Origin of the sequence: Lysobacter sp. GCM10012299 (assembly GCF_042649405.1) — a bacterium.
Taxonomy (GTDB): domain Bacteria; phylum Pseudomonadota; class Gammaproteobacteria; order Xanthomonadales; family Xanthomonadaceae; genus Lysobacter_J.
Window position 1 is genome coordinate 70,829 of the sequence record NZ_JBHRZC010000003.1, and the last position, 17,694, is coordinate 88,522.

9 protein-coding genes and 1 pseudogene are annotated in these 17,694 nt (G+C 60.1%); 3 read left to right on the forward strand and 7 right to left on the reverse strand.

Annotated features, from left to right (window positions below):
* Positions 1-61: 61 nt before the first annotated feature.
* From ACFOPO_RS08375 to ACFOPO_RS08385, 3 genes are all read right to left on the reverse strand, one after another.
* The gene (locus ACFOPO_RS08375; protein WP_386702741.1) at positions 62-985 is read right to left on the reverse strand and encodes a molecular chaperone; all 924 of its coding nucleotides are present in this window, start codon (positions 983-985) and stop codon (positions 62-64) included.
* Entirely contained in the window at positions 966-1,511 is a 546-nt protein-coding gene (locus ACFOPO_RS08380) for a fimbrial protein (protein ID WP_386702742.1), read from the reverse strand. Before ACFOPO_RS08380 ends, ACFOPO_RS08375 begins: the two co-directional genes overlap by 20 nt.
* An 89-nt stretch (positions 1,512-1,600) precedes the next feature.
* Complete coding sequence (locus tag ACFOPO_RS08385) at positions 1,601-2,182, reverse strand: fimbrial protein (RefSeq protein WP_386702743.1); 582 nt, start codon at positions 2,180-2,182, stop codon at positions 1,601-1,603.
* Positions 2,183-3,235: 1,053 nt separating this feature from the next.
* Here ACFOPO_RS08385 and ACFOPO_RS08390 point away from each other — a divergent pair.
* From ACFOPO_RS08390 to ACFOPO_RS08400, 3 genes and pseudogenes are all read left to right on the forward strand, one after another.
* On the forward strand, positions 3,236-3,868 hold the full coding sequence (locus ACFOPO_RS08390) for a hypothetical protein (RefSeq protein ID WP_386702744.1): 633 nt from the start codon (positions 3,236-3,238) through the stop codon (positions 3,866-3,868).
* 1,141 nt (positions 3,869-5,009) lie between these two features.
* Positions 5,010-5,187 (forward strand): annotated as a pseudogene (locus ACFOPO_RS08395) (IS3 family transposase); the annotation flags it as partial.
* 958 nt (positions 5,188-6,145) lie between these two features.
* Positions 6,146-9,430 (forward strand): autotransporter outer membrane beta-barrel domain-containing protein, encoded by a 3,285-nt coding sequence (locus ACFOPO_RS08400; protein ID WP_386702745.1) that lies wholly within the window; start codon positions 6,146-6,148, stop codon positions 9,428-9,430.
* Here the strand turns inward: ACFOPO_RS08400 and ACFOPO_RS08405 are convergent.
* From ACFOPO_RS08405 to ACFOPO_RS08420, 4 genes are all read right to left on the reverse strand, one after another.
* Complete coding sequence (locus tag ACFOPO_RS08405) at positions 9,337-9,609, reverse strand: zinc ribbon domain-containing protein (protein ID WP_386703278.1); 273 nt, start codon at positions 9,607-9,609, stop codon at positions 9,337-9,339. The genes ACFOPO_RS08400 and ACFOPO_RS08405 overlap by 94 nt on opposite strands.
* A 2,303-nt stretch (positions 9,610-11,912) precedes the next feature.
* The gene (locus tag ACFOPO_RS08410; RefSeq protein ID WP_386702746.1) at positions 11,913-12,551 is read right to left on the reverse strand and encodes a DUF1120 domain-containing protein; all 639 of its coding nucleotides are present in this window, start codon (positions 12,549-12,551) and stop codon (positions 11,913-11,915) included.
* 1,595 nt (positions 12,552-14,146) lie between these two features.
* The gene (locus tag ACFOPO_RS08415; protein WP_386702747.1) at positions 14,147-16,774 is read right to left on the reverse strand and encodes an ATP-binding protein; all 2,628 of its coding nucleotides are present in this window, start codon (positions 16,772-16,774) and stop codon (positions 14,147-14,149) included.
* A gap of 112 nt (positions 16,775-16,886) precedes the next feature.
* On the reverse strand, positions 16,887-17,609 hold the full coding sequence (locus tag ACFOPO_RS08420; RefSeq protein WP_386702748.1) for an Hpt domain-containing protein: 723 nt from the start codon (positions 17,607-17,609) through the stop codon (positions 16,887-16,889).
* Between the last annotated feature and the right edge of the window lie 85 nt (positions 17,610-17,694).

The following is a 17,694-nucleotide window of genomic DNA, read 5'->3' on the forward strand; positions in this document are numbered from 1 at the left end:
TGAGGAGCGTGGACGGCGAACTCAAACCACTCGCTACGCCCAGGAGCGGCGGAGGCGTCAGCTAGTTCGCCAGATCTGCAACGCCGATTTGGTGTGAGTCCGGCTCTGACGTCGCCTTCTGGGATGACCCTGACTTGCCATCAACCGGGATGGAAGCAGGAGTCCACGGTTTCTCATACATGCGCGACGCCCCGTAGTCATCGATACTTCTATAGCGGAGCACTGTCGGTGCGATCTTCCCATCGCCGGCGACTTGTCGATGATCCCGCGCAAGCGGTATCTCCACGCTCGAGAAGGGCGGGACCATTACTCGCGCCCCCACCTCGCCCGCTGCGGTCTCGATACGGCTAATACTTATGTGAAATGGCGTCGGGTTGGTCGCCCGCGCCCATCCGGACCGATACTCCCAGCGCAACTCACCAGGAGCCTCGAGCGGCCGGCCAGACACACCTTTGGGCCGAACAAAGACCTTGATCCTGGTCCGAAAGGAGAACTGCAGATAGTTCCCTTCAGCTGTCGCCCCTTGGGGCTTTGGCGGAAGTTCGAGCACATTGAGCCAGTACACGCTCTCGCGATCCGAAGGCATCTCATCACCGCCCAGATTTCGAATCCGGAGGACGTGACCAGCACCAGGCTCGAGGCGAAAGATCGGAGTAAGGACCTGCAATGGCGCTAGAACCTGTTCCGGGCGAGCGTCGGCGTTCCCCGCGTCTATCCACGCCTGAATCAGTTTTGGCACTCCATCCTTATTGGTTAGCCGCACCGATGCACCGTCTCTATCGGAAGAAAGTATCACTCTGGTGGCGTCGAGGACGACCGACGCAGTCACTGAGAACGGAGCACACAGAATGGCCGCGGCAAGCACGGCCGGACGCATCAACAAATGAAAGCGAAGCAATACTGGCCCGCATGCTTGAGCACACCGGATGCAACGCGGGGCAACCTGACGAGTGAGCCAGCGCATGTCAGTCGTACTCGACTCCATAGATGATAGAACTGGCAACCGATCCGACCGTCGCCAAGCCTGTAGCGTAGTAGCGAACGGAGAATGGGATTGCCGCCGAGCCGTTCACGGGGACTGCAATGTCGCCAGTGCCCTGAGCGTCTCCACCTACGCCGCGCAGATCTATAGGGCCCGAGTTCGCATTGAGGAGTTCAAGCTCCACATTCTGTGCCGCCCCTAGCGGCGCGACGTTTCGTAGGCGCCCAGAAGCAGCAACAGTGCTCAGTCCGTTATGATCAAAGAATAGGCGTAACCCGTTAGTCACGTGCCTGCAATTGATTACCGTGATGAGGAAGTCCACCCTGCCCGCCGTATTCCCTGGCATTTCCAGCTGGCCGACATTCACTGGCGGTAATTGAACAGCACCTTGCCCTCCGCCGGAGAGCGACACATCGCAGCTCGCCCCCTGCAGCTCGCCGCTAATCACGAGCTCTCTGGCATCCACGAACGAAACAGCCCACGCCTCGACAGGACATAGGATCGCGAAGATTGAGACTACCGCGCTCATTCTCATCCAGCTCATCGCGAACCACTCATTAACAGCATTGGGACTGGCGACATGGGGAATGGGGGCAGTTTCGATGCCCCCCGATAGCATCAGAAATAGTTCAGCTCGTACCTCGCAATCGACCGAACCGAGCCCGCCGTGGAGACGCCGGTTGCGTAATACTCGATATAGCGATTCAGCACCGCGCCCTGCTGAGCCGCGACAGTGTTTGCCCCGGCAGCCTGTGCAACCGCATCACCATACAGATTGATCGGCATGAGGTCGGCGCCAAGAATTTGAAGTGCAACATTCTGTGCGCCACCAACAGCGGTGTTCCGCAAACGACCAATTCCGGCCGTGGCAACATCAATATCGGAGTTGGCGGTGAAGAAGATGCTTACGCTGTCCGGAATGGCGCCACCTGTGCCGTCACTGCACGTCGTGTCCAGAAGACCAAATCGCATGAATGTACGACCAGCAACCTTACCTGCCGCATCCAGCGTAGTCGCGGGGACAGTCGGCAATGTGACAGTGGCATCAGAGGCGCCCGAGCCGTTTACACCCACATTGCAGGTTACGGCCGTGACCGCACCTTCGAAGTTTAGCGTTCCGTTGCTCGCCGCGAATGCACTGCCGGAACCGAGCATTGCCAAGGAGAGCGCACCAATCGCCAGCTTTTCTACAACTTCCATAAAGTTCCTTTGATAGAGTTTCGTTGACCTGAACGCGCATGCAGCCAGGGGCAGCCCTAACAAACGCAGCTCGCACGTCGCGCACCATGAATTCCGCTTTCAACTCTTGGTCTTGCGGCCTGATTATTCACTATTGAGCGCGCGTCTCGCGTCACAATTTGCGCGAAAGAAGATTCCCCCAGAACAACAAGAACAATCGCACCGATCGTCACACGCGTAGCCTGCCTGCTCTGGAATGCGACCCGCCCCTGAGCACTGATACTCAATCCCTCGCAATCTCCCTCCAGCATTTCGACATCGAGCAAACAGCATGGCACCTACGCGCCAGCCTCACTCGATCTGGGCACGGGTGACGATGCTCACCAACTCTCGTCAAGGATGCCTGCCGGCGTTACCTCCCCCCCCCCAGCACGCAAACATGAGACATCGCTCATCCCGGACTGATCGCGAATCGATACGCGGGCCAGGCGGCATGCGAGAAGCGCGGATCGAAATGGTCGGCGCAGGCGCGCGTGGCACTTGATAGGCCGACCGGGCTCGGGTCAAAAGCACTAGAGCGCTCCGCAGCAGCCCTGACCATGCACGCAGCAATCTTGCGGTAACGCCCGCAAGATCTCTTCCAAACCACTGGTGCGCAGGCGAATGCGTCGGCGGCGCGGCTTCTCGACCAAGCCAGTGCCGCTTCGCTTAGCGACGCACGAAGCCACTGGTCACCAATTAGAACCCTGATTCCGCAGCGACGGCATAACTCACACGTAGGTTGATGCCTTTCGGCGACCCAGCGATACGAAGTCTTGCTTCAGATCCAGGCACCAGGGAGGGAGATTAAGGTCGTTCGGGTTCGACCCGGATCCGTCAACCCTCTAAGAATCCGGCCCCACGCTGCGATTCGCACTACCGACACGGAGATATCTTCGCTGGCTGCAGACGTCTCGCCCATCAGCACTAGCCTTATCGCATGGACGGGCCCGATTGCGCCGCGCGACCATTCGCGCCAAGTTTGGTAGACCAATTTGCCAAACTTTCATGACTTCCCATTCTTGAGGCTGATTAATGAAAAAGATCTGTGTGCTTCTGGTGCTAGCTGCCACGTCATTGGGGGCTCAAGCGGCCGAGTTGACCTATACCTATGTCGAGGCTGACTACACCTACAGCAATAACGCGACCTTCAACGACTCGCAGGGCTTGGGCCTGAAGGGCTCGCTCGGCATCGGTGATCACTTCTTTGCACACGCCAGCTATGGGCGCGATAAGTTGAACAACTGGGGCGGTCACAACTCGGTTGACAACTGGAGCGTTGGCGGCGGCTTCTTCAGTGCCATTGGCAGCAATGCCGACTGGGTTACGCAGGCGGCCTATATTCGCAAGGGCGTGAATCTGCATCTTGCGCAGTTCGATTCTGGGGATGTCGATGTTCCCGATGTCTATCGGGATAACTTTAGCGGCTTCCGTGCCAGCACCGGCGTGCGCGGGATGGTGTCGGATAAGCTCGAAGGCCATGCATATCTGGGCTATGAAGACATGGGCAACATCAAGGTCACTCGTCACTCGATCCCGCTGAAGGGCGACGTCTACGGCGACCTCGGGCTGCAGTACAAGTTTAGCAACCGCTGGGGAGCAACCGGTGGCGTGATGGTCCGCGATGTCGACGCTCGCTATCAAGTAGGCGTTCGGGCGTCGTTCTGATCGCCGTTGGTTCCGCGCAAAGATTGGAGCCCGGCCTCGTGCCGGGCCTTCATTGCATCAGAGGATCTTTCGCGGTAGCCGGCCAACTAGAACTACGACTGGAGGCCTATCAGTGACGCAGTGCTAGCTGCAGCCGCGTGATGCCGTGGGAGCGCGCAGGATAGAAGGGGCCGGCCTGGACAATCAAGGGTAGGTGCGGCCCCTCAGTCGGCCGGCCAATAGAGGCAAGAGGGGAAGGGGCGCAAATGTCAGTCGATACGCGGCAGAAGCTGCCGGCGTAACGGTGGACAGCCGCCACTGATCACGGAAATGCAGCCCGAACGTTGGCTGCTGATTTCCAGCGAGCAAACGGGCAATACCGTATAGATCCCTTTCATGGATTGAGGCGTGTGGGCAGGAAGCTGCGCCGGCAGCCAGGGACGAAGATACCTCATAGGGTGAAGCGCCCGAGACGAGCAAGCTTCATCCTTCTGCCCAGTGTGCACAGGCCGGGCATTGGCTCCGTTTGGACTCCCAGTCCGCACCCTGCCATCGGGTCCCGTGCCTGGCTGCGGGTGCGGGCCCACCCGAGTCGCGACGGGCGCACGGGGAGCGTGCGCACAATGCGAGTGCGGCAAACCGAAGGTAAGTCGCCAGAGCGCCGCTTCCTCGTCGAGGATGCCGGGCGACGAGCGCGCTGCCACTACCCCCACCCCCTATGCTCTGATTGCGACCGCGAAACGACGGGCACCAGATCGCGGCGGAGGCGCCGTTGAAGCCGAATCTGGCTTGCGGCGATCCTGCGTTGACAGAATATGAGTGAGACTTCTCGTCCGATTTGCGGCGTGAAGGGGCCACTCGGGCGCGGCAAGCGAATGCCAGTCGAACTGCCTGCGGCGTGACATGAGTGTCACGGTTCCCAGCGTGGGCATGGGCCATGCGGCTCAAAAGAGAGGCGACGCCCCAGCCCTTCACGCCAGCGATGCTGCCGAACACCCGCAGACCATGGGGCCACCTGTTCCATCCGCCAGGAACGCTTCGCCCGGGTCTGCTTGCGCTTGCCAGCGTACTCGGCGCCCGAGAAGGTCAAGCGTCAAGTGGTTGGCTTCCGTATCAGTTGCAGGTCTTGAACGGCGAATCGCGTCATTTGTTCAGACCTTCCCTAGCTGTAGTGCTGGACTTATTCTCCCACCAATTCGTGGTTTGGGCCTCGTCCGACGCAAAACACGGATCTCGTGCTGCAGGCGCTGCTCGCCGCGGTATGGGCGCCACTAGCCTAATCCTGGCCTACTCTTGCATCTGGATCTGGGTAGCGGTTCACGAGCAAGGACTGGCAAAGCCGCTTCGTAGGGGACCGGCCCGCGATCGCCAGCCGCTGACGGAGCGCGATAGGGGCGGATCCTTCCTCAATCCTAAGAGTCGGGCCCGGAGATGCCGGACCAGCGCACTGTGCCCTTGTTTTGTCTCGGCGCATGGCCGCCCGGCGCCCGGAATGCGTTCACTGGATTAAGTCCCGTCCGGCGAGCTCCTTTGCAGGGCGCTGGCCCATGGCGGGGCTTGGATAGCCCGCCCATCTACCGCCCTGCCCTCCGGTGCCGCCATGCCTCGGACACACGCCTCTGATCGTAGCCGTCGGACGATCCATCGCCGCCTAAACAAGGTGGCGACAGTTGCCGCTGCCGCTGTCCTCGCCTTGACCGCCTACTCGCATATGTGGGCATTGCGCCGCAGGCCACGTGCCGTCCTTCGCGACAGCGTTTGGCTGCCTCGCCATGACTGGATTTGCACTGCTTGCAGCGGCACTTCGCCTATGAGCATGGACTTTTCACCTCGGCATCACTCTGCTTGGCGTCGCTGCTCCTACTCTCGTGCTCAGCACGCTTCATTAAGGTCCCTCCCCCTTGGACCCAACGAAGCCATCCGACGAATCCGACCCGGAATAGCACTCCTAATCAGCAATCAGCGCTCAACCTCTTGGGCTCGGAAGGATCGGGGCAGGGACGTGGCGGTATGAGTCTCCGACCCGTCTCGAATCGCAAAACTCCAACCGGATCCCTTCAGCCCCTCCTCGATGATGTTCCTACAGAGTCGCCTCCACCTTGATCGCCGTCGGGACGCTGCGCCGAATGAGGCAAAGAGCGTGCTGGCAAGGTGCGCAGCTTTATGGAATGTAGGCCCTCAACGACACTGGCTCACGCGACCGCCATGACCCGGATCCATGCCAACCATCCGTTCGGGGGCTGTATGTGGAATGGAAAAAGACGGCTATCGCTTACCGTTGCACTGCTAGCAGCTTCGATGGTTCCTGCCCATGCCCAACAGACTTCCGAATGGCGCGGATTGGTCTCCAATGACTGGTTCACTAGTGGAAACTGGTTCGGCGGTGTCCCCAGGCAAACGAGCGAAGGGATCATCGACACGGTGACGACGTTATGGCCGGAGATCGGGGGCGCGGGAGCAACAGCCCAGAATCTCGCAGTCGGGCAGAGCGGCCCAGGGACGCTCGTGATCCGGCCCGGCGGAACTTTGGTCACCTCACTCGGTGTGGTCGGCAATTTTCCGGGCGGGGTGGGAACGCTAACGGTAACCGGAGCCGGTGCTAGTTGGTCAAATTCGGGAAGTGTCGTGATTGGGGGTCAGGGTACGGGTACGCTTTTGATTGAAGACGGTGGCACAGTGGACAGCGGCGGCGGCTCCGTCGGATTGTCAGCAGGTTCGACAGGTGCTGTGACGGTGATTGGCCCGGGCTCCAGTTGGATCAGCCGAATTAGCGGCGGGCTCAATATTGGCAGCTTCGGCACCGGCTCACTGACGATCGCAAACGGTGGAAAGGTCATCAATCTGGCTATCCCAGAGAACCCCATTGCATCAAATATAGGCAATGGGCCAGGCTCGCGGGGTACGGCGACTGTGACCGGCCCGGGCTCCGCCTGGGGGAGCAGCGAAGGAAAAAACATTGGCAATAGGGGCACCGGTACGCTCACTGTTGCCGATGGCGGCATAGTTGCCGGGCCTATTGTGATCGCGACCAATGTCGGTGCGATCGGGACTCTCAATATCGGCGCTGGTGCTGGCGAGTCGGCGGCTGCGCCTGGCACATTGACGACGCCGAGCGTCCTATTTGGCGCTGGCAGCGGTGTCATCAACTTCAATCATGCGTCCGCCAGCTACGTATTCGCATCTACGATTAGTGGCAACGGCACCGTCAATATACTTGCCGGCACAACCATCTTCACTGGCGACAACACTTACAGCGGAAGGACCACCATCGGCGCCGGCGCCCTTCAGCTCGGCATTGACGGAACGAGTGGCTCGATCACAGGCAATGTCTCCAACAACGGGCTCTTCGCTATCGATCGCTCGGACACCTTTAGCTTTGGCGGCGTCATATCCGGCTCTGGCACCTTTCAGCAAAACGGGGACGGCACGACCATACTGACAGGCGCCAATACCTATACCGGCGGCACGATACTCAACGCCGGCACTGTGCAGATCGCACACGATGGCAACGTCGGCGCCCCGGCCGGCCTCCTCGGCTTCAATGGCGGCACTCTGCGCACGACGGAAAGCTTGACGACTGCACGAAGGACGACGCTGGGCGTCGGGGGAGGAACCATCGAGACGCAGTCAGGGATGCTGACTCACAACGGCACGCTTAGCGGTAGTGGCTCGCTCACCAAGACTGGTGCCGGCACCTTGGTCCTCGGCGTCAGCAACGCCTACGCCGGTGGGACGATACTCAAGGAGGGCAAGATTGATGTGGGCCATGGCACTGCGCTGAGCAGTGGCACACTGGCTATGAACGAGGGCACCACGCTGGGCTTTGCCAGCGACGGTCTAATCCTGGCCAACGCCGTCGTGCTAACTGGTACCAGCGATCCTGTCATCGACACCGGCACGTTCATCGAGACACTGTCGGGCGTCATCTCCGGCCGCGGGGCCCTGACGAAGAATGGTAGCGGAACCTTAGTACTTAGCGGCAGCAACACCTACGCCGGTGACACCGCCGTGACCGCAGGCAGCTTGCGCGGAGGCGCGGCCAATGCCTTCAGCGCGGCCTCGTCCCACACTGTAGTCGCAGGCGCGATGATCGAGACAGGGGGGTTCGATCAACGGGTGGCGGCCTTGGCAAGCAGCGGCACGGTTAGCCTGGTTAGCGCCAACGCAGGGAGCACGCTCACAGTCACGGGCCCCTACGTAGGAAATGCCAGCGTCCTTAAGTTGGGCACGGGTCCATCCACAAGTGACAGGCTTGTTATCGATGGCGCGACGGCCACGGCGGGCGGCGCCACTAATGTGGAATTCGATAATCTAGATGGGCTTGGCGCACTGACCGAGGGTGACGGCATCGAAGTTATCAGCGCTCGCAACGGTGCCACCACCACCGCGCAGACGACCAGAAGCGCCTTCGCACTAGCCGGAGGACATGTGGATGCAGGCGCCTATGAATACCGACTCCAGGCGGGCGATGTGCAAGGCAACGGTGAGAACTGGTACCTTCGCTCAACGACAACAGCGCCTCCGGGTGAATCCGGGGGTCCTCCGCTCGTACCCGCCCTACCGCCTACAACCCCACGCCCACCAATCCAGGTGCCGACCTTCCGGGCCGAAGTGCCGCTTCTGGCGGCCCTGCCGGGGCAGGTGCGACAGGCTGATCTGGCGATGCTCGGCAATCTACATCGGCGCATGGGGGACGAAGTGTCCGACTCCTCGCCCCCCCCCGTCAGCGAGCCCCCTTCGAGCCCGGCCGAAACAGACACTCGCCGGGCTTGGGTCCGCCTCGCGTACTCTGATCTTAGGGTTGAACAGTCGGGCGTCGCCCAGCCTCGGACCGACTTGCGTGTGAGTGGCCTGCAAGTGGGCACCGACCTGTTGGTCATGTATGGCTTGCGATCTGGCATCTACGTCGGATATTTGGACGGCAACGCCGACGTCAATGGCAACGCACGAGGCAGAAGAGGGAATGTTGGTAGCAACGACCTGAACGTCCACATCCTCGGTGCGTATGGGACCTGGATGGCTGCCGGTGGCTGGTACCTCGATGGCGTGCTGCAGCGCGCCGGACACCACTACGAGATTCGGCCGACAGGCAATCCCCATGTCTCGGGCGAAGCCAACGGCTTCTTGGCCTCGGTTGAAGGTGGCAAAACGATTGCGCTGACCAAGCGTTGGAGCATCGAGCCTCAGGCGCAGTTGGCTTGGCAGCGCAGCAGTTTTGACAACCTTGACCTTGTCGGCGCGCGCGTACTCCAAGACGCGAGCAGCGGCTGGACCGGGCGATTGGGTGCGCGCATTAAGGGCGACCTGGCTACTGAAGCCGGGCGCTTTCAGCCCTATGGGCGCCTGAATTTCTACTGGGCGACCTTCGATGCTGATGCGGCGCAGTTTGTAAGTCCGCCAGCACGGACCGTCATCGCCAGCGAGAGCAGCTACAAGGCCGTCGAAGCCGCCGTCGGCGCGACCGTGGCGTTCACGCCGACAGCGCGTCTCTATGGCGAGATCGGCAGCCTATGGGACCTCGCCGGCGAGGCGAACGTGAAGTCGTCCGTGCAGTGCGCGCTGGGCGTCAAAGTGCATTGGTAGCTTCGCGGCCAAACGCGTAGTGCGCACTGCATTGTCCGCACTTCAAGTGCCGTCGCTAGCCGCACCGCTGCATTGATCTGGCCGCAATCCGCACAGGTCTTGCTGCTCGGAAATAACCGGTTAACCACGACCAGCTGGCAGCCAGGCCAGTTGGCCTTGTAGGTCAGTTGCCGGCGAATCTAGGCGGAGCCAGTATCGCCGTCGATTCACCGAAAGGCCGTGCAGCCCATGCCTCAGGCGATCGCCTTGGCCGTTAGATCTTCGATGCGATGACTCTGCGCTGGCCACCATTTGGTGCTGGCGATCCCGCCGGGCATCGGCAATGTTGTACGTGGCGAGCCGCTTGGGTCCAAGCCTTGCGGGCCGGCCGCATCGGCACGCCGGCTGTACCTGTGCTGTAACGTCGCATTGGGCAACTATGGCGACCCACAGACCCCTAGAATTTTCTGCATGTCGAAGCACCCCGCCGCCCGCCAAGAACAGACAGTTCTAACTCGATCATGCTCGCGAACGATGAGGTAATGGCGTCTTTCCGTTGATCCGCAAGCCACTGAATGAGTTGTCCGCCACCACATACGATTATCGACGCCTGCCTTGTCGCCATCCCCCTGAGCTTCGGAGTCTTCCTAGCGGCGACTGCTGCGTGGTGGCGCATCAATCGATATCGGAATCGCTAGTTCACGACATGCTAGCCAGAGACTAATTGCGCCCAGACACTTGGCCTAAGATGCAGCTGTTGACGCCCCTCCCCCAACTCGCGATCTCCGGAGTTGGCAGATCCTTGGGGCGGGATCGCGTCCCTCGTTCTGGAGTTGGAGGATCGCCCTCAGGTCCACGCACAAGGCTGAAGCAAGGGGCGACAAGTACGTTGCTCATTGAGTCGCAGCGGAATGAGCGCCATTAGCCAATCACGTGACCACCCTCCGCCCAGGCAACTGACGCATCGCAACCGAAGCTGGCGTGGACTTCCTAGGACCGCTTGCTTTGTCTGCTGGCGCCCGATTCACGCCGTGAGTCGCCCTGGCTCTCGCGCCGAATCTGACCCGGTCACGCTCGGCGGCAACTGGACGGGCGCCACGCAGTGCCTGCAGCTCCCTCCATATCTGCAAGCACAGAAGTAAAGGCCGACCTGCGCCGGCAACGACAGCGCGGTTACTGCCGACGTGACGAAGCGAGCCGTAATGGCGGACTGACTGGACCATGGGCGCGCAGCAGGCTAGAACCCGAAGGCACGGAAAACCCGACGCACAACGAAAACGTCCCGACGTTTGGGCGGTCGCCAGGACAATCCCATGCCACATGCGCTGATGGCAGCCCAAGCGCCAGATGGATCCTTCGGATAGACCACCTCGAACGTTGCGCTGCCGCCAATGGTGATGGCGTCGGCGTCGGCAACTTATTGCGCGGCGCAATCGCCGGCTGCCCCGGATGGCGCCGGCGACCGTCTCGGAAGGCGCTTTGGCGAAGCCGTTCATCACGGGACTCTTCGCGCTCGGGATACAACGGTAGCAAGAGACGTACTGCCCTCCACGCGGCGCCGCCATGGGTCGTATTAACCCCGTGACCTGCCGCTGCCGAGTCGACAACCGCGCCGCCTGCGACGGCACCCAGCGGGTACTGACCAATCATTTCGCCGTCGGGAACCGTACCGAGAACAAAGTTGTTGATGTCGTCGCAAAGGCGCCCCCCCACCGAACCCGCCCGATTGTGGTGGGCTCAAATTGCGAGCGATGCTAGCTGAAGTGCGATGGAGGCTAAGGGGGGCCAAATGCGATGAAAAGCTCCACGCTGTTCGCTAACGAAAGATCGGCTCCGCGATCTTACCCTGGTCAATCCTGCCGCCACCATCCAAGCTCGGGGTGCAATGTACCGGGAACAGTGGAGTCAGTTACTCCAAGATATGCAGTGGACGCTGCGAACGCGATCGGGGTGGAGGATGGCGAGATCGCCAGTGAGCAGCGTAGCGCGAGCACAACAGGCGCCACCCTCAATTGACCATGTCAGGCCACCCATGGCTCCTGGCTCCGCTTCAACGCGGGTTGATTAGCACCGAGGATGTTCTGTCGAACGCCGAAGCCGATCGTTTCATCAGCGCAAGGCACGCCAGCTGCTGCTTGCTGCGGAGTGCCAAACACCAGCAATTCAGTGTCTTCAGGGCCTTCCCCACCGCTACGTGCAGCAGGGCCGCGAATGCAAGCAGAGCACCCGCGAACCAGCGCGGAACGACTAGAACACGGCCGTGGGACCCATCTCGCAAGTTGAAGATGAGCTCAGGGGGATAAACGCAGCGCCAGGGGTGACCGACAGCGCCTGCGATATAGCCGCCGGGGTGGGCCTACTCCTCCGCGTAGGGAATTCACGTGATTGACGGCGCGCCAAAATGAAAGCCCACCTCAATATGTTGCCCCGGCGACCGAAGCCGCCAGGGCACTCCACGCTATGGCCATTTGCGATCCACACCGCTCGGAGCAATGGCCATCACTTACAGATAGACGACCTCAAACGTAACATTGCCGTCGATGTCGATTTGGGTGGACAGCGGCAAAGTGCTCCGATCAGCAATCCAGACGTCTGCCATTACCGACATTGACGCATGCTGAACAGATTCCGGAGCATACGCGCTCACAGTGAACGCCCTGAGGGACGAGTCTTGGAAACTGGAGTCGCTCCACGTGTCCACCCACGTGGCCCCGCCATCATTTGAAAGCAGGTGTACCCCGTTACTGACACCATCAAGCTTGATGCCATGAGCGGCCAAAGAGAAGTGACCAATCTTCTCACCACCGGAAGCCACGCCCAGACCAAACCGATCAGCAGCTTGCGCACCGGCCTCCGTGCCAGCTCGATTGTCGACGGTGCGAATTGCAAACTTCACCTGACCGGAGCAGTCAATATCGAGCGTGGAGGCATTATAGACGTTGAACTGCGTCTCACCCGTCGCCTTCAAAGCGGAAGCATTGATCTGACCAAGATCGACTACACCACCACCACTGAAAGTTGGGGTACATGCAGTAGGCACGATAGTGCCAGTGACGCTGAGATCTACGGTGTCCGCAGCAAAGGCGGCCGGGGCACAAGCGAGGGCGAGAACGCCCGAAAGAACAGAGGTGCGGAACTTCATTGGAAAATACCTGAGGACTATGGAGGAGTGCTCAGGCATATGTGTTGTCGCGTCACCGCCTGAGTGACGCCAGATTGCCAGCCAGGCACCGATCGATATATGCGAAACAAGCCCACCGGCGCGCGGAAAATTCGCCTACGTCAAGGGAGCCTTCGCCAAGTCGGATCCGAGCCAGTTGACTGCCGCCAGATATTTAGACCGTTCTCACCCCCCGCCTCTTCTACGGGCACTACGGCGCCAACCAGGTATTCAGGCCAGGCCGTGCATGCGTTCCTCACGCCCAACAAAGCGCGCGCAACGAGACCAATTGACCGAGCGGGCCCATCACAACCCGCCAGCCGTCACTACACCCCCTCCACTAGTCAAGTCCGCAGCGGTGCGGTCCAGACCACAGAGTTGGGTAGTCAACTCGCGAGCTGCACCTCCGGAAAGGGCTTGGCCTAAGCGGAACGAAACGCATGCCCGGGTCGAGCCCGATTCAACCGCAGCGTGGAGGGAGCAGACCCTTTGCCCGGGGCTGACAAAGTGTGGCGACCGTCGAGATGACAAAGCCAGCTGCGACTAGGGATTCCCTGCAACACGAGCGCGCGGTAGGTCGAATCCTATAAGGAGAGAGCGGAAGTCCTCATGCCTCAAGAAAAAAGCCCCGACGACCGAAGTCGCCGGGGCACTCCCTTCCACCGGGGGCCATGGCAGTCCGTAGCTGCCATCGAACGATTCAGGTTACAGGTAGACGAGCCCGACCTTTGAGTTGCCGTCAATCTCGATCTCATCCTCAGTGGGCAAGTGTTCCTGAGGGCAATAGAGCCAGGAGCCCTTACATCTATGAAATAGCCGCCAATCTTCTCGCCACCCGCCGCATCCCCCAAGCCGAACCACGCGGGATCTCCACTATCCCAGTTAAACACTGAGTCCCCACGATTGTCGATTGCACGGATCGCCAACGAGGAGGCAGATCTGCAGTGTTTCACCAGAAGCGATCTCAACTGCAACTGGAAGTCTCAGTTGCCAAGTAATGCTGTCGCGCACAAGGCACCGATAGAATCCAGCCTACCGCCGAGTCTCGATAGGCGACACGTCCAACGAAGCCGAAAGAATCTCCTCTTAGTCATCTTTCGTGCGCACGAGGACTCTGGACCGGCTCGCGTTCGCCGCGCTCAACGAGGTGCGGCGCATGGAAGCGGACTCGTGCGAGCGCAACAATAGGAACCGTCCGCAACGACACCGCAAGAACTTGGATTGACGCGCAGGCCGGCGGAGGGCCCATGCGTCATCATGCACTGCGATAGATGACGCTTGGACCTGGCCGCCGGGTTCGTCCTTACCAGAAAGTTGCCGCTCGAACCTGCCGCGCATTGCAGCATCGGGTTAGACGCCGCGACCACTACGACGCGGTCGACATTGCTGCGCACGCACTAACGGTGACCAGTACCCCAATCTCACCCAGCGCGAGCGCACCGCCACAGGAGATGTCGTTTCACCGGTCGCAACGCATCTTGCCACTAGGCCCTAACGACTGGACTTGACTCACCCCAGCCACCGCCACGGTGCCGCCACCTTCTTCTACCCCCGCATTCCGGGCGAATCAGGGCCGGTCACCGCTCTAGCCACTTGGATATGACGCGCTGCAAGTTTCCCATGTCGGCTGGCTTTACCAGATAGTCATCTATACCCGCGGCAAAGCAGCGCTCAGCCTCTCCCCGGTGGGCATTTGCAGTAAGTGCAATGACGGGCATGCGTGCATCCTTCACGCTCTCACTGCGCCGGATAGCCTTTGCAAGTTCATAGCCGTCCATTTCAGGCATGTTGCAATCGGTGAGTACCAAGCTATACCGCCCATGCGCCAAGGCTTCAAGCGCGGCCTTTCCATTGATTGCCGTCCGCACCTCGTAGCCCAACAGAGTCAGCTGCTGCGAGATGACCTCCTGATTGACAATGCTATCTTCAACCAACAGGACGAGCTGGTGCTCACCACTTGCCTCGAGGACGGTCTGTCGCTGTCCCGCACTTTCGCTTGGCAACTCATCTGGCAAGGATAAGCGACCCGCCGCCATGGCTACCGCCTCTACAAAGGCACCACGGCGGCATATCGAGGCCAATTCGCCCCTTCCTTCGCGTGGCGCCGCGTCCTTCCGGCTCGAGATGACGACTGTTCGCGCAGAGATTCGCTGCATCAGCTCTTCGCTAGTCGGTAGCAGGGATGCATCACAAACGATGACATCAGAATCTTGACTCCGTACGTCGCCAACTACGCCAGAGTGAAACTTAATCGTGGCACCATGACTCACTAGGTATCGGCCGTACCACTTCTCACCCAACGCATCTTCGACCGCCAAGCAAACTCGTACCCCGCAGAGGTCCACCCCTTCGCCACGAACCGCGGACTTGGCCCGAAGGAGTGGAAGCTTGACGGTAAAAATCGAACCAACCCCGACGGTTGAGGCGACCAGGACTTCCCCACTCATTAGATCAACTAGGTGCCTAATGATGGAAAGCCCCAAACCTGTCCCCCCGAAACTGCGTGAAATCATCCCCTCGGCTTGTGCGAATGGCTGAAATAGGAGCGGCAGACTGTTTTGTGCAATTCCAATTCCGGTGTCAGTAACTCGGATGCGGACGAAGTCATTTTCGTCTAAGTCGGTCTCGACCATGACCGCCCCACCGGGCGCAGTAAACTTGATGGCATTGCTCAGAAGATTTCCGACAATCTGGCGAATGCGAATGGGGTCGGCCTCATACGCGCGGACTTCGGGCGCCGCATAGAACTTCAGGAGGATCCCGCCAGCCTGCGCGCTCCCCACGTAAAGCTCGATCACATCCCCAAGCAATTCCGCCAGATCGCAAGGCTCAGGTTCCAACGTCATTCGACCTGCTTCGATCTTGGAAAAGTCCAGGATGTCATCAATGATCCGAAGCAGCGTCTGGCCTGAGTTGCGAATTGTGCACAACGCCCGTGATTGGGCCTCTGTCGGACTCAGACGCTCAAGTACGTCCAGAGTGCCCAGTACACCGGTCATCGGCGTTCTGATTTCGTGACTCATGACCGCCAAGAATGCGGCTTTGGCCCGCGCCCCGGCCTCAGCCGCGTCTCGCGCCTTCGCTAGATCGCGTCGCATCTCCATCTCTGGCAGCAGAACATATCGCATAAAGCGGTAGCGCGCGTAGCCCAAGATACCTAGTAGCAACAGCACCAGTCCGACGCTTTTCAGCGCGGCAGGCAGAACTGGTTCGACAAGCTGAGTGAACGATACCTCGCCCACCATCTGCCACGGAGCTTCGCTTAGATGCCGGACCATTCGCAGGTCCCAGTCAACCCAAGCATTACCCGGCTTAAGCGACGACTTGGACAGGGCATCAGGCTGATGATCCGCCGGCCACGGACCAATGCTTGCCAAGGTCACCCCCGCGTCCACGAGCGCACATGGCCTCGTCCGCGGAACGCACGCTAGGCCCGCTTGGAGATGGCTTGCTAACGCCGCAGTCGCGACATTCGCCGACACAAGCCCAAGGACTTTGCCACGGTGTATCACTGGCGAACTGAATCGAACGCGGCCCCTCCTGGACGGTCTGCTTTCGTCAGGGAGAATCCACCACCCATCACGCGGCAGGCGTTGAACGTCACCGTACTGCTTCAACTGGTACTTCAGAACATCGTCGATCCAGTTTGGCCAGAAGGGCTCCTGCTCAGGCCGGATGGCAGGTGCGCGCACCAACAGATGCCCGCTCCGACTGACAAACACGGTTCTTTGAAGGAGCGGATTTGTTCGTAGGCTCACAGTCTGGAGCAGAAGTAACTCCTGAAGTGCGGGCAGCAGGCGCCTCTCCTCCGGCGACAATCGGTCCGGCATCGAGGCAATATAGACCGCGCCGAGTGGTTGAGCCGTTTCGTCAAGCAATCGATATTCAAAATGCGTCGAGGTGCTGACTGGAGCCCCTAGGACAGTTTCAATCGGCGTATCCAATTCCGGCGTATCCACGCGCGCGCCAATCCATAGCGCTTGCCGGACATTCACTCGCTTTATTGCCCGCAGTTCAGCATCGATGCGCTGAGCGTGCCGATTGAATTCCGCAACAGCTCCATCGTACTCGTGGCCGAATAGACCATACAAGCGTAGAACGATAGACAACGAGAACAGGCCCACGAGCGCGAGGCAAAACAGATTGACGCTACGCAACTGCCTAGCGGCAATTCCATCTTGCAAGACCTCTCTCTTTGTCACCACGGAAACCACCTCGGCGAGAGCCCGTTAAGGACAATGACAGCGCACATCATGCGCACCGGGCCCACAGTAACGACGAAGCAACATCTAGATCGCGCAAATCCCACCCTAAGACTCAGGACGCAGAACCCTGCTCACCGCCGGACCAGGAAGTTGTTGATCCTTTCGCGTCCTCTTCTAGGTACTTTCGAACGATATCAAGCAGAGCAATAATTTCTCGTTTGGCGGACTCTATAGCCGCAGCAAGCATTGGCCCGTCACTGGCAAGGGACTCCACCTCGCCCAGGCGATCGGCAAGAGATGCCTCCCCTAGCATCATGCAGGTTGATCGCAACTTGTGCGCGACGGCCTTGATCTGGACGGAATCATCCGTGCGGAGGCTCTCGCTCAATCGCGACAAATCTTCCGTTGCCTGCAGAACGAACAGCCGAAGCAAGCGACAGACGCTTGCCGCGTCTCCATTGAACGTTTGATAGAGACCTAGAAAACGAATCTTGCTTAAAGCGGAGTCGTCGCTGCGTAGCAGCGACCAAATCGAACCGCAGAGGCGCTGCAGCGTGATGGGGGATGGCAAGAGCGCGTCCATGCCCGACTCGACGCACGTCGATGGTTCGCCCCCTTCGGAGCAGCCCGTCAACCCAAGTATCGGAAGGCGCGGCCGCACCGATCCCTCGTCGAAGCGTCGAACCTTACGAGCGAGTTCATAGCCGCTTATGTCCGTACAGTCGACAATCAACGCTGAAAGGATCTGATCGCGCCGCTGGAGAATGCCCCAAGCCTCTTCTCCAGTCCTGACCCACGTGCAGCCCAGCAAAAGGTGCCCCACCTTCAGCGCCACCTCATCCTCTATAGCAACTCGGCCGCCGACTAGGAGGACCGCAGCCCGGTGATTCGAATGTGATTCCACTGTACGGCACTCCTCG

Excerpts from the sequence above, each read along its gene's own strand:
- ACFOPO_RS08410 (WP_386702746.1), bottom strand. The coding sequence starts at position 12,551 with ATGAAGTTCCGCACCTCTGTTCTTTCGGGCGTTCTCGCCCTCGCTTGT.
- ACFOPO_RS08385 (WP_386702743.1), bottom strand. The coding sequence starts at position 2,182 with ATGGAAGTTGTAGAAAAGCTGGCGATTGGTGCGCTCTCCTTGGCAATG.
- ACFOPO_RS08380 (WP_386702742.1), bottom strand. The coding sequence starts at position 1,511 with ATGAGCGCGGTAGTCTCAATCTTCGCGATCCTATGTCCTGTCGAGGCG.
- ACFOPO_RS08375 (WP_386702741.1), bottom strand. The coding sequence starts at position 985 with ATGGAGTCGAGTACGACTGACATGCGCTGGCTCACTCGTCAGGTTGCC.
- ACFOPO_RS08390 (WP_386702744.1), top strand. The coding sequence starts at position 3,236 with ATGAAAAAGATCTGTGTGCTTCTGGTGCTAGCTGCCACGTCATTGGGG.
- ACFOPO_RS08400 (WP_386702745.1), top strand. The coding sequence starts at position 6,146 with ATGGTTCCTGCCCATGCCCAACAGACTTCCGAATGGCGCGGATTGGTC.